We start from the raw sequence: 13,279 nt of genomic DNA, 5'->3' as shown, positions 1-13,279 counted from the left end.
AGTACAAGGTAAACTATCATTGCAACTCCTGCGTATAAGCAACATACTCTTAAAACAATCATTTAGTGAAACAGCAGGGGGAATACTATGTCATCCCATAGCATGCGTTCGTTAACCAAAACCAATGCGTTCATCGATGGGCACTGGGTTCCAGTGGATCAGCGCTTCACGGTTACGAATCCAGCCACCGGTGAAACACTTGCTGAAGTTGCCGATGCCGACGCAGCACTAGCCGAACGAGCAGTAGAGGCCGCACACCGCGCGTTACCCGCATGGCGTTCACGACCAGCCCATGAACGCGCCGATCTGCTGTTAAAGTGGTTTGAGGCGATGCAAGCAAATAAACAAGCACTTGCCGAACTTATGTGCGCGGAGCAAGGTAAACCCATCGCTGAGGCGGCGGGCGAAATCGAGTATGGCGCCAGCTTTGTGAAGTGGTTTGCTGGTGAAGCCGAGCGTAGTTACGGTGATGTGCTGCCGCTCCAAAGCACCGATAAGCGAGTTTCGATTGTGAAGCAAGGCGTCGGCGTCTGTAGTGCCATCACGCCTTGGAACTTCCCGAATGCGATGATTACGCGGAAAGTTGCACCTGCCCTCGCCGCAGGCTGCACGATGGTCGTCAAGCCACCACAACTCACGCCGCTTTCCGCACTTGCTATTGCGCAGCTTGCCAGCGAAGTCGGTATTCCTGACGGCGTGCTCAATATTGTGCCAAGTACCGATTCCAAAGGTGTTGGCAAGGTGCTTACCGAACATCCATTGATTCGTAAGTTTAGCTTTACTGGTTCAACCGAAGTTGGTAAGCAGCTTATGCAACAATGTGCGACGAATGTGAAAAAAGTCTCGTTTGAACTCGGTGGCAATGCGCCTTTTATCGTTTTTGATGATGCCGACATTGAACATGCCGTCGAGCAACTGATGATTTGTAAGTTCCGTAACGCCGGCCAGACGTGTATTAGCGCTAATCGAGTATTGGTGCAAGAAAGCGTGCTTGATGATTTTGTGAATAAGCTTAAAACGGCAATGCAAAACCTGAAAGTCGCTGCCGGTAGTGCAGATGATGTTGACTACGGTCCTTTAATTAACCAAGCCGCGATCGAGAAGGTCGAGCGTCTCGTGAACGATGCGCGCGATCAAGGCGCCGAATGCTTACTCGGTGGTGAAGTACTGCAAGATGTAGGCGAACTGTTCTACGCACCAACGTTACTGACCAACGTGAGCTCAACCATGGACATCACGCAAGAAGAGATATTTGGGCCAGTGGTTGCGGTGCAAAGTTTTGCCGACGAAGAAGAAGGTATACGCAAAGCCAACGACACGCCGTTTGGACTCGCAGGTTACTTTTGTGCGCAGGACTATCGTCGCATTGAACGTGTCAGCGCCGCTCTTGAATGCGGCATGCTCGGCATTAATGCTGGTGCCATATCCCATGCCTACAATGCCTTTGGCGGCGTAAAGGAGTCCGGTATCGGGCGCGAAGGGTCGCGTTACGGCCTCGCCGAGTACCAAGAAACCAAAACCCTAACGCTCGGTGGCTTCGCATGAACGACATGATGGAACGTCTCCGCCATAGCTCAATCAGCGGGCTAACGCGCCCGCTGACTTGGCGCCTTGAGCAATTAAAACAGCTCAAACTGATGCTGACCGATCATGAAAATGACTTTCTTAAGGTGCTTGAGCATGACTTGGGAAAAAGCAAAGCCGAAGGTTGGCTTACGGAACTGGGTTATCTCAATAGTGATATCGATTATACCTGCAAACACTTGGCCAAGTGGATGCGGGGCAAACGTGTTTCACAGCCACTCATGGCTTGGCCGGGCAAGAGTTTCCTGCACCCCGAGCCATTAGGCGTGGTGCTCATTATTGGCGCCTGGAACTATCCATTACAGCTGTTGTTGAGCCCACTCGTAGCGGCCCTGGCAGCGGGCAACTGCGCCGTAGTTAAGCCCTCGGAACTTGCTCCACGAACCGCTGAACTCATTGCTAAATTGTTACCTGATTACCTCGCTAATGAAGCGGTACAAGTGGTAACTGGTGGCGCTGAGGTTGCACAAGAGCTGCTTGCGCAACGCTTTGACCATATTATGTATACCGGTGGTGGTCGTGTCGGTCGCATCGTCATGGAAGCCGCAGCGAAACACCTGACCCCTGTCACGCTTGAGCTCGGTGGTAAAAGTCCCGCCGTGGTCTTAGACGATGCTGACATCAAAACTGCCGCGCGCCGAATTGCCTGGGGCAAATGGTTGAATGCCGGACAAACCTGTATTGCACCTGATTATGTGCTGGTGGCCGAAACCCAGCGAGAAGCTTTGATTGCCGCTTTGAAAGAGGCTGTCGAAGACTTTTACGGCAGCGATCCAAGTGACGCCGATGACTACGGCCGCATCGTCAACGAACAACACTGGCAACGTCTCGTCAATTACCTCGACGACGGCACCATCGTTCACGGCGGCGACTATGACCGTGAACATTGCTTTTTAGCGCCGACCATACTGACCGACGTGGCGCCTGACAGCCCTGTCATGGCGGAAGAAATTTTTGGTCCAATTCTGCCGATACTGAGCATTCCAAACCTCGCCAGTGCAATCGAATTTATTCGCGAGCGCGATAAACCGCTTGCTCTGTATGGTTTTAGTGCCTCAACGCGATCGCTCCAACAACTCACCGAACAAACGCACGCCGGCAACCAGTGTAACAACGACACACTAATGTTTATGCTGAATCCAGAGTTACCCTTTGGCGGCGTTGGCCCAAGTGGTATGGGCCGTTATCACGGCAAGTTTGGCTTTGATACGTTCAGCCATCAGAAAGCTGTCATGCAACGCCCGTTCTGGTTTGATCCGAAGTTCCGTTATCCACCCTACACTTCGTTCAAGCAAAAACTGTTACGTTGGTTGAGTTGAGACGAGGGCTGGAAAGTAGTTGAAAAACCGCTGACTGCCCCCATTTAATCAACATTCATTTGTCGTTGAGAAGGAATAGCTGTGGCAAATCAAAGCATTAACGTCACGATTGAAAATTTCCAGCAAGTCATCCTAGAAGGCTCTAAGCAGAAGCTTGTCATCGTTGATTTCTGGGCGGACTGGTGTGAGCCCTGTAAGCAGCTCATGCCGATTTTAGAAAAACTGGCCAACGAATTTAGCGATCGCGTGACGTTGGCAAAAATAGACTGCGAAGATCAGCAACAGCTCGCAGCTCAGTTTGGCATTCGTAGTCTGCCGACCGTCGCTTTTTTTAAAGACGGCCAACCCGTCGATGGCTTTGCCGGTGTCGAACCGGAAAGCGCAATCCGAGCACGTATCGAGCAGCACGTACCAGGACCCGGTGCAGACCTTGTGCAGCAAGCACAAGAACTGTTGCAACAAGAGAGCTACCAAGAGGCCTACGCACTTGCGAAACAGGCTTACGATTTGCAGCCGGAAGATACAACTGCGCAGCTTACGCTCGCTGACGCCGCTTGTAGCGTTGGTCGCCTAGAGCAAACCGAAGAACTTTTAACGGCTATCGGTTTAGCCGATCAAGACAGTTACTACCAGCATGTTGTCAGCAAGCTTGAACTCGCTAAGCAAGCGGCTGATAGCCCAGAGCTGCGCGCCTTGCAAGAGCAAGCAAGCGCACAACCCGACAACCTCGAATTGCAACTGGAGTTAGCGACTAAGCTCTACGATGCGCAACGAATGGAAGAAGCACTCGAGCTCGCCTTTGGTGTGTTAGTGAAAGACTTTAATTTCGGTTCAGCGAAAAAACAGACCTTGGACATGCTGAATGGCTTACCGAAAGGCGATCCTCTTGCCGCACATTATCGGCGCAAACTCTATAGCATGATGTACTAAATTATTTAGCCCGACGAAAAGTTAGGTTAATCCGCTGCTCGCCGAGCAGCGGATGACTGCCGGACATAATAGTCGCTATGCCATGATAATTCAGCCGATCGACGCCGCCCCAGACCACCACATCACCATGGTTTAAAACGATGCGCTGCGGTCGGTCGCTTCTTGCCTCTCCGCCCCAAAGGAACTGCGCGCTTAAACCGAGCGAAACCGACACGATTGGTGCTTCCAGAACGTCTTCGTCGCGATCTTGATGCAACCCTATACGCGTACCTGGTTGATAGCAATTAATCAGACAAGCATCAGGTTCAAAATTCGCAAAATCTGCCGCTTTAGCCGCGACTCGAGCAAGTTCCGAAAAAGCTTCAGGCATTGCGGGCCAAGGTGCTTTGCGTAGCGGATCTAGCTGTTCATAACGGTACCCTTTGGCATCACTTAGCCAGCCCCAACGACCACAGTTCGTCGTCTGTACCGACATCCGCCGCCCGCCCGGCGTTAGCAACTGTCGCCAAGGGGCGACTGCTACGACCTCTTGCACAGCCTGCCACAAAGCGGCATCCCGTTCTCGCGCAAAGCCTTTTAACACAAAGGCTTGCGTACTTAGCTGTAAAAGTGATTGGTGGCTATCTTGCGAAAAAAGGTCGTGTTGCATAATTTTGTTACGTGTTGAGTGCTTGCCGCAGTTTACGGCATACGCTAGGATTGAGCGAATAACTTTCAAGGGCGCTATGCGAGCATACTACATGCTATTGAGAGCCCTTCATCGCGCATAATAACTATAAACAAAAGGTCTCCTCTATGAGTACTTCTCGCGAGCACTTTAGCTCGAAAATTGGCTTCATACTTGCCGCTGCAGGTTCTGCAGTGGGTATCGGAAACCTCGTTGGTTTCCCTGTAGCTGCAACCAAAAATGGTGGTGGCGCATTCTTGATCATTTACGCACTGTTTGTTGCTTTCATCTGCCTACCAGTGATGTTAGCCGAAATGGGCTTAGGTCGCCGCGCCCAGCACAGCCCATACAAAGCCTACGCAGAGTTAGGACAAGATACCAAACGCTGGCGAATTGCCGGCTGGCTAGCCACTATTACGCCGTTTATGATTGCGGTGTTTTATATGGTCATCACAGTGTGGATCTTTGGCTACCTGTTCCAAACGCTCTCTGGCAACTTGGATATTATCGCGCAGCCCGATTATTTTGGTAAGTTTGTAAACGATTACTCCTTTGTCGGCTACCTCGTTGCAGTTACCGTGATTATCAATTTCATTTTAGTAGGTGGAGTTCGCAAAGGCATCGAACGGGCATCGAAAATCCTAATGCCAACCCTGTTCCTCATGCTCGTACTGTTAGTTATTTTCGTGCTGACACTCGATAATGCAATGGCAGGCGTTGAGTTTTATTTAGTGCCTGATTTTAGCAAGATCGATGGCAGTGTGATTAATGGCGCTTTAGCGCAAGCGTTCTTCTCGCTGTCGCTAGGTATGGGGATCCTCATCACTTACGGCTCTTATTTCCGTCGTAGCGACGATATCGTAACCTCGGGTAAGTTGGTGGCAATTACCGATACCGCCGTAGCATTCACCGCGGGCCTAATGACGCTACCGGCTATTTTTGCCATCTATCCTGACACCAATCCGGAAAGTCTGAGCGATTCCTCCGTCTCGATGATTTTCTCGTTCTTCCCACAAATTTTTATGCAGCTGTCTGACATTGTGGGCTACGGTTTTGCATCGGTAGCGGCGTCCATTTTCTTTTTGCTAGCTTTTGTTGCCGCAATCACATCGTTGGTGTCCATTATTGAAGTTCCGACCTCATCATTTATGGAACGTCACAATGTCTCACGAAAGAAGGCGCTGTTGGCGATGGGATTTGCCATCACCTTACTAACTCTACTTGCCGCAACTTCGTTCGGTTTATTACCTTGGGTAAGCAACGTTGCCCATTATGCTGGCGTTGATAAGTCATTATTTGACGTTATTGTTGACGTTTTCTACGACACTATCCTGCCGCTTAACGGCTTGCTTATCTGCTTATTTGTTCGTTTTCGTTGGAAGCGCAAGAATTTTGCCGCTGAACTGAGTGAAGGCAACCCGAACTATCAGACGTCATGGTTACATAAGTATGTCGACTTCTCGATTGGTACCTTCATTCCGGTAATTTTAGCTGTCATCTTTGCCAACACCGTGGCGACGAAGTTCTTCGGTACTTCGTTCCTTTAAGGTGCCGCTGGACAATTTATGTTCGAACAACAGCTCGAACACTGGTTAGAACCCTTCAAGGCAGCGCGGCAACGCGCTGTCTTCATTTTCAGCCCAGTGCATCAGCATGAGCGTGATCTCGTTCTCGACCAACTGACCCAATTACCAAGTCACACTTTGTGGCTTTCCGATAGCTCTCGTCAGGTAGCGCAGATGCACCGTTATCGTGACTACTTGGGACAAAACACCCAGCATGTGGTGTTGGACTTTCAACAGTTGATTCACGCAGATGCCCTTGCCGCACTGGCCGGCACTGTTCGCGGAGGTGGTTGTTTGTGGCTGGTTCTACCGCCGCATTCATCATGCTTTCAACAACGCTTATTAACGCACGCCAAGCAGATTACTGGTTTATTTCATTGTCCAACGTGGCAAGATTTTTTAGCTTTACTCAACACCACTGCGCCGAGTTTGCCGCCAGCTAGCCCGGCATCAAGCCGGCCAAGTCAGGCCCAACAAGCCATTATTAATAAGCTACTGGAGCACCCGACACACACCCATGTTTTGATGGCCGATCGAGGGCGCGGCAAAAGCACTACGCTCGGCCTTGCTATTCGGCAAGCAAAATTAACCACGCCTATTGTCGTCACTGGTCCCCGCCCATCGGCGCTCACCACTTTGTTACAAGAAGCTGGCGCAAATGCTGAGTTTCGTGCTTGGGACCGCCTGCTTGGCGACGCGTCGAGCCACGGACAAGCTCTGGTTATTGATGAAGCCGCGGCGATTCCACTCCATTGCCTGCAAGCGCTCTGTAATAACTATCAAGTGTGGGCCGTCGCAACGACCGTAGAGGGTTATGAAGGCTGTGGCCAAGGTTTTGTTTTGCGTTTTCTTGAGTGGCTGACACAACACTTTCAGGTCATCCAACACCAACTTACTGAGCCGTTACGCTGGGCGAATGACGACTGCTGTGAAACTTGGTTGAACAGAGCTTTATTAATGGTTTCGAGCGACGCTCACCAACGTAGTCAGCCGCTGTCCGAGACCGTACGGTTGCAGTTTTGCCACGCCAGTCAACTCGACGAGAGCGCTTTAGCACAAGTCATGGCGCTGCTATTAGAAGCTCATTATCAAAGCAGCCCTAATGATTTGCGGTTGCTCCTTGATGACCCCGATCAACATTTGCTTATTGCCTGTTGCGACCAAGCAATTCTTGGTGTGACCTGGCTTGCCACTGAGGGCCCCATCGCAAACGACTTGCATACACCTATTATGCGCGGTGAACGTCGCATCAAGGGACAGCTCCTCCCGCAAGCTCTTGGCTTTTACCGACAGCAAGCACAGAGCCTTGGTTGGGCTTGGTGGCGCATCGTTCGAATAGCCGTTGCACCGCAGCACAGGCGTCAGCGTATTGGCGCGAAAATGCTCAGTGCGACCATCAAACATGCTCGACAACACAATGTTACTGCGATTGGTACCAGCTTTGGCGTAACACCAGAGGTCGAATGTTTTTGGTCGGACACACCGTTGCAGGAAGTCCGCCGCGGTTTGAAAAAGAACGCAGCAAGTGGAACGGTAAGTGCGTTATGGGCGTTTGGATTAGAACCTGAAGCACGTGCAATTATTGATGGACTGGCAACCCTTCAACGGCTTGAGAATGCTTGGACAAAGGGCAGCACAACAGAGTTCGCGCACCTTGTTACACCGTCATTAGCTCAGCATTGCCTTGTTATACTGCAAGGATTCTGTGGCGGCGCCTTGCCATTTTCCGATGCCCGCTTTGCGTGGTGGTTGCTAGCTCACCTTTTAGGGGACTCTAGAACTATTGCACGTGACGTTCTCCAGCCGCAGCAAAGCACTGCAGAATTGGTGCGTAATAGCTCTGCAACAAGCCGTGCCGATCTCGAACGGCAGTTACGGCATGAGGCTGCACGGTTTCTACGCTCTATCGACCAGAACAAATTCCTCTGAATGCTCCTCATTACGGATGCTGTTTCCGTGAAAATATGCTATCTTTCAGCCTTTATGTCACCCGTTTATAGATCGGAAAAAGGGTCATTTCATGTCACGAGTCTTAATTATTGGTGCCGGCGGAGTTGCCGGTGTTGTGGTAAAAAAATGCGCTATGTTGCCGGAGTATTTTTCAGAAATTCATCTTGCGAGTCGCACGATTTCTAAGTGCGAAAAGTTGCAAGAAGAAGCAGGCAAAGATCGCGTTGTTGGGGTTTATCAAGTCGATGCCGATCAAGCAACTGAAGTTGCTGCGTTGATTCGTAAAGTTGAACCTGCACTGGTTATCAACGTTGCCTTGCCTTACCAAGACTTGCCTATCATGAACGCTTGTTTAGAAACGGGCGTGCACTATCTTGATACTGCTAACTACGAACCGAAAGAAGAAGCGAAGTTCGAGTACTCATGGCAATGGGCTTACCACGAGCGGTTTAAAGAAAAAGGTATCATGGCACTATTAGGTGCCGGTTTTGACCCTGGCGTAACCAACGTCTTTACCGCCTACGCGGCTAAGCACTACTTCGACGAAATTCATTACTTAGATATTGTCGATTGTAATGGCGGTGACCACGGTCAGGCCTTTGCAACAAACTTCAACCCAGAGATCAATATTCGTGAGATTACTCAACGCGGTAAATTCTGGGAAAACGGTGAGTGGCACGAGACTGATCCTATCAGTGTTCGTGAAGACCTAGACTACCCTAATGTAGGTGTCCGCGCTTCTTACTTGCTCTTTCACGAAGAGTTGGAATCGTTGGTCAAGCACTTCCCAACACTAAAACGTGCGCGGTTCTGGATGACGTTTGGGGAACAGTACCTGACCCATTTGCGCGTACTTGAGAACGTAGGTATGACCTCAATTGAACCTGTTGAATTTCAAGGACAGAAGATTGTTCCACTGGAGTTCTTAAAAGCGGTATTACCAAACCCAGGTTCGCTTGCCGAAGGCTATACCGGCATGACCTGTATCGGTACCTATGTAACCGGTTTGAAAGATGGCAAAGAAAAGACCATTTTCATTTATAACAACTGCGATCACGCGGTATGTAATGCCGAAGTTGGCGCACAGGCGGTTAGCTACACCACTGGCGTACCAGCTATGATTGGTGCATCGATGATGTTGCAAGGGCACTGGATGAAAGCCGGTGTTTGGAATATGGAACAATTCGATCCAGATGAGTTCATGGAACGTTTGAACAAGTACGGTCTCCCTTGGCAGGTGGTCGAATGCGACACCCCGTTTAAGCAGTAAACTCATGACTCAAAACCGCTATTTAACAGACGCAATCCCGTCGCCTTGTTACGTATGTGACGAGGCTTTGCTGGAGCGCAACTTAAAACTAATGCAGCGTGTCCAGCAAGAAAGTGGCGCTGAAATTATTCTTGCCTTAAAAGGGTTCTCGATGTGGAGTACCTTTCCATTAGTGCGAGAATATCTTCAAGGTTGTACTGCCAGCTCTGTTTGGGAAGCCAAATTAGCAGCCTTTGAATTCGGCCGCGAAGTACACGCCTATGCCCCAGGCTACAAGGCAAAAGAAATTGATGAGCTATTACCACTTGTAAATCACATTTCTTTTAATAGCTTAGGGCAATGGCGACGTTACCGTGAGCAAGTAGCTGCGGCAGGAGTTTCGGCCGGCCTTCGGGTCAATCCAGAACATCAAGAAGCTGAGACTGAGTTATATGACCCAAGCGCGCCCGGTTCGCGTCTAGGTATTCGTGCCGCTGACCTTGCAGATGCTGATTTAACGGGTATCGAGGGCCTGCACGTTCACAACCTTTGCGAATGTGACTCCTATGCCTTAGAACGCACACTGCAAGCGGTTGAAAGCAAGTTTGGGCAACTGCTTAAGCAAATGAAATGGCTTAACCTTGGTGGCGGTCATTTAATGACGCGTGAGGGCTATGATGTTGAGCATTTAATTGCACAGCTCAAGCGTTTACGTGAAACTTATGACCTGCACGTCATTCTGGAACCAGGCTCGGCGGTTGCGTGGCAAACCGGCCCATTGGTCGCTGAGGTGGTGGATATCGTCGAGAATGATGGTCCAATTGCGATTCTGGATATCTCAGCGACTGCGCATATGCCTGACGTGTTGGAGATGCCCTATCGGCCAACCATTACCGATGCGAAGGAACCAGGAGTGCTAGCGCACACGTACAAGCTCGGCGGTAACTCTTGCTTGGCGGGCGACGTCATAGGTCTTTATAGTTTTGCCGAACCGTTACAACCCGGTTCGCGCATTATTTTTGAAGATATGATGCATTACACTATGGTGAAAACGACGTTCTTCAATGGCGTTGAGCATCCTTCAATTGGTATCTTAAGACGTGATGGTCGCTTCGATCTCGTTCGCTCATTTACTTATGAAGACTTCCGTAATCGCTTATCGTAAGCATTTTGAAATAGCTATAGAAAGGAAAGGCGCCATTATATTAATGGCGCCTTTTTTTTATGTGTTGGCGTAGAGGGCTAAGCCCTGCAAAACCAGTTCACTGCGATGCTCGCCACGCCGTTTAAGCTCGATCGGTAAGAGTGGCGTTGAACCACCGCTAAAGAGCAATCGAAAGTCGAACCAATCAAGCTCAACTTCACTGACGTAAATAGCTTGCCGCACTATTCCAGCGAACATGTTGACGCATCCATCCAGCAAACCATCAGGGGTACTTGTACCCAGTTGATTGACCCGTCCCCACATTTGCTCTTGTCGAGTAAACACCCGCGGTGCACGGCTCGTCACCGCTGTTTGCATCAGATCGACACCAGGGGCGATCCAGCCCCCCAAATGTCTGCCATCGGCAGTTACCCAGTCAACGGTTATTGCGGTACCAGCGTCGATAATGACCGTTGCTTTGGGCTGTTCATTATAAGCACCAAGCATTGCAAGCCATCTATCAATACCCAAGGTCTTTGGTTCGGCGTAAGCATTCCTCACGCCAAACGCCTGCGCTTCAGATTCTACTTGATGCACTGCAAGCTTGTGACCTAACCACTTCTCAAGTAGTTTGTGTTGCTGCGGGCCACCGACCAAAGACAGCCAACAAACGTTCACAGTTGTGGGGAGTTGCTGCGCGACGATATCCTCGTAAGGCAAATTAAACCAAGGTTCAATATGACCATCGGCATCCATTAAGGCGGTTTTTACCCGCGTATTGCCGGCATCGATTAAAAGTTTAATTGGTGTCATAACGCAGACTCACCTCGCCAGCATGAAAATGTTTTACAGTACCATCAATCTCAACACATAAGGCTCCGTCACTAGCGATGCCTTTAGCAATACCATGAAGGCTTTTCGAGCCCATCGTTAACGTGACATTGCGCTCGAACAAATCATCGTAGTCAAGCCAGCGCTTGATGAAAGGCTCAAGACCTTGCTCATCGAACGTCGCCAACCCGCTGCGTATACGAGTAATAAGATCGGCAACCCATTCATTGCGATTGAGCTTCGTCGTAAGTTCAGACTGCAAATCTGTCCATGCTTGATCAATCGGGGTGGCTAACCATTCCGGCATCGACAGATTAACACCAACACCAATGATCGCATGGGCATCGTCAATAACCTGTCCTTCGAGATCAATAAGAACGCCCGCCAGCTTTTTACCATTAACAAGAACGTCATTTGGCCACTTCAGTGCGACATCAGTAACCCCAGCATTTTTAATCGCTTCTGCTAGGAGTGTACCAACGACAATGCTGAGCCCCATCGCAGCACTCATACCACGCCCTAGTGGCCAATACATTGATAAGTAAAGATTAGTCGCGAAGGGTGAGTACCATTGCTTACCTCGCCGACCTCTACCTGCAGTTTGCGCCTCCGCTAATAAGACTTCACCAGCCTTAAAAGTATAACCGTTCTGTAGGCGGTCACGCATAACATCATTGGTGGATGTAACGATACGCTCTAACGCTACTGAGCCTTTAGCTTCTCGATTCAATAAGGATTCGATATGGGCCAAGTCTAGCAACTCGATTGCTTGAGAAAGTTTATAGCCTTTGCCGGTTATACGAAACACATCTAAACCTAGAGCCTGTATATCCTTGATGTATTGACTTATTGCGGTACGCGATACGCCAATTTCCTTACCGATATGCTCACCCGAGTGAAACTCACCGTCAGCCAACAGCTCTATCACTCTGATCATTCGTTCGTTACGTTTACTCATAACTCGATAAGTCCTTGTTCATTCATCAGCCTTACCTCGGGCTCTAGGCTTACTTGAAACTCTGCTGCGACTTTCTGCTGGACATGTCGCGCAAGAGTCAGGACATCATCGCCGTCTGCATCTTCGCAATTGATCAACACCAGCGCCTGCTGACGATGTACTGCTGCACCACCACATTGAAAGCCTTTTAAGCCTAATTGATCAATCAGCCAACCAGCTGCTAGCTTGATGTTGCCATTCACTAACTTATAGTGCGCGACATCAGGGTGGCGTTGTTGGATGCTTTCAAACTTTTTAAGAGTAACTTCTGGATTTTTAAAGAAGCTACCGGCATTGGGAATTTCGCGGGGATTAGGAAGTTTACTGTTTCTTACGGCGATGACCGCCGCCATAATGTCATTAGCACTCGCATCTTTACCAACGTGTGCAAGCGCTCCATAACTCAATCGAGCTTGCCATTCCTTAGGTAAGCTTAAAGACACTTCGGTAATCACGAACTGGTCAGGTTTACGCTTGAAGATGCTATCACGATAAGCAAACGCACATGCCTCCTTATCGAAAACACGCCACGTACGCTTTATTCTATCCCAAGCTGTAACATTCTCGATGAACTCACCGACTTCGACGCCGTACGCACCGATATTTTGTACTGGTGCTGCACCCACGCTTCCGGGTATCAATGCTAGGTTCTCTAGGCCTGGCATATTGTGCTTAAGTGTATAGGTGACTAGGTGATGCCAGTTTACCCCCGCACCGATACGTAGGCGGAAACTATCCTCGGTTTCAGTTACGTTTATATGCTGCAGCGCAATGCGTAGGACAGGTCGCGCAAAATCGCAGGTAAAAATAGTATTACTACCTTCCCCGAGCACGAGATAATTCCCTTTGATTTCTTCCAATTCCTCGGCCTTTTGAATTGTAATAACTTCAGAGGCTGAATAAGGAAGTTGAAAAGTATGTAGGGATTTCAGTGAAATAGAGTTTTGATGCATTGTCATGCATGCATTTTAAACTACGCCCGAACGAAAGGCGAGTTAGAAAAACGAAAAGCGAACAGCGAAGAGCGAATAGCGCCGTTATCC

At 49.6% G+C, this 13,279-nt stretch carries 11 protein-coding genes; 7 read left to right on the top strand and 4 right to left on the bottom strand.

What is annotated here, in order from left to right:
• The first annotated feature begins 87 nt into the window (after positions 1 to 87).
• The 3 genes from NV375_RS00055 to trxA all read left to right on the top strand — a co-directional run bounded on the left by NV375_RS00055 (position 88) and on the right by trxA (position 3,833).
• A complete protein-coding gene (locus NV375_RS00055; protein ID WP_309491673.1) occupies positions 88 to 1,545 on the top strand; it encodes an NAD-dependent succinate-semialdehyde dehydrogenase in 1,458 nt (485 codons plus the stop codon).
• Positions 1,542 to 2,903 carry an aldehyde dehydrogenase family protein gene (locus NV375_RS00050; protein ID WP_258806438.1) on the top strand — a complete coding sequence of 454 codons (1,362 nt, stop codon included), beginning with the start codon at positions 1,542 to 1,544 and terminating at the stop codon, positions 2,901 to 2,903. The genes NV375_RS00055 and NV375_RS00050 overlap by 4 nt, the downstream gene beginning before the upstream one ends.
• An 81-nt stretch (positions 2,904 to 2,984) precedes the next feature.
• Positions 2,985 to 3,833 carry a thioredoxin gene (gene trxA, locus NV375_RS00045; RefSeq protein ID WP_258806437.1) on the top strand — a complete coding sequence of 283 codons (849 nt, stop codon included), beginning with the start codon at positions 2,985 to 2,987 and terminating at the stop codon, positions 3,831 to 3,833.
• Between the two features lies 1 nt (position 3,834).
• On the opposite strand, the gene alkB is transcribed toward trxA, so the two are convergent.
• The gene (alkB, locus tag NV375_RS00040) at positions 3,835 to 4,482 is read right to left on the bottom strand and encodes a DNA oxidative demethylase AlkB (RefSeq protein WP_258806436.1); all 648 of its coding nucleotides are present in this window, start codon (positions 4,480 to 4,482) and stop codon (positions 3,835 to 3,837) included.
• 146 nt (positions 4,483 to 4,628) lie between these two features.
• Between alkB and NV375_RS00035 the strand changes: the two genes are divergently transcribed.
• The 4 genes from NV375_RS00035 (at position 4,629) to nspC (ending at position 10,429) form a co-directional block, all read left to right on the top strand.
• On the top strand, positions 4,629 to 6,047 hold the full coding sequence (locus NV375_RS00035) for a sodium-dependent transporter (RefSeq protein WP_258806435.1): 1,419 nt from the start codon (positions 4,629 to 4,631) through the stop codon (positions 6,045 to 6,047).
• Positions 6,048 to 6,065: 18 nt separating this feature from the next.
• Positions 6,066 to 7,994, top strand: a complete 1,929-nt coding sequence (locus NV375_RS00030; RefSeq protein WP_258806434.1) for a GNAT family N-acetyltransferase — start codon at positions 6,066 to 6,068, stop codon at positions 7,992 to 7,994.
• Positions 7,995 to 8,085: 91 nt separating this feature from the next.
• The gene (locus NV375_RS00025; RefSeq protein WP_258806433.1) at positions 8,086 to 9,285 is read left to right on the top strand and encodes a saccharopine dehydrogenase family protein; all 1,200 of its coding nucleotides are present in this window, start codon (positions 8,086 to 8,088) and stop codon (positions 9,283 to 9,285) included.
• Positions 9,286 to 9,289: 4 nt separating this feature from the next.
• Positions 9,290 to 10,429 (top strand): carboxynorspermidine decarboxylase, encoded by a 1,140-nt coding sequence (gene nspC, locus NV375_RS00020; protein WP_258806432.1) that lies wholly within the window; start codon positions 9,290 to 9,292, stop codon positions 10,427 to 10,429.
• Positions 10,430 to 10,486: 57 nt separating this feature from the next.
• Here the strand turns inward: nspC and NV375_RS00015 are convergent, their stop codons facing one another.
• From NV375_RS00015 to murB, 3 genes are read right to left on the bottom strand one after another with little or no spacing between them, the layout of a single operon-like run.
• Entirely contained in the window at positions 10,487 to 11,221 is a 735-nt protein-coding gene (locus NV375_RS00015) for a type III pantothenate kinase (RefSeq protein WP_258806431.1), read from the bottom strand.
• On the bottom strand, positions 11,208 to 12,197 hold the full coding sequence (gene birA / locus NV375_RS00010; RefSeq protein WP_258806430.1) for a bifunctional biotin--[acetyl-CoA-carboxylase] ligase/biotin operon repressor BirA: 990 nt from the start codon (positions 12,195 to 12,197) through the stop codon (positions 11,208 to 11,210). Before birA ends, NV375_RS00015 begins: the two co-directional genes overlap by 14 nt.
• On the bottom strand, positions 12,194 to 13,189 hold the full coding sequence (gene murB / locus NV375_RS00005) for a UDP-N-acetylmuramate dehydrogenase (protein WP_258807928.1): 996 nt from the start codon (positions 13,187 to 13,189) through the stop codon (positions 12,194 to 12,196). Before murB ends, birA begins: the two co-directional genes overlap by 4 nt.
• Positions 13,190 to 13,279 lie beyond the last annotated feature (90 nt).

This window comes from Pseudidiomarina sp. CB1, assembly GCF_024752025.1.
Taxonomy (GTDB): Bacteria; Pseudomonadota; Gammaproteobacteria; order Enterobacterales; family Alteromonadaceae; genus Pseudidiomarina.
Note: the sequence above shows the minus strand (reverse complement) of the source record. Positions and strands in the feature narration are given on the sequence as shown.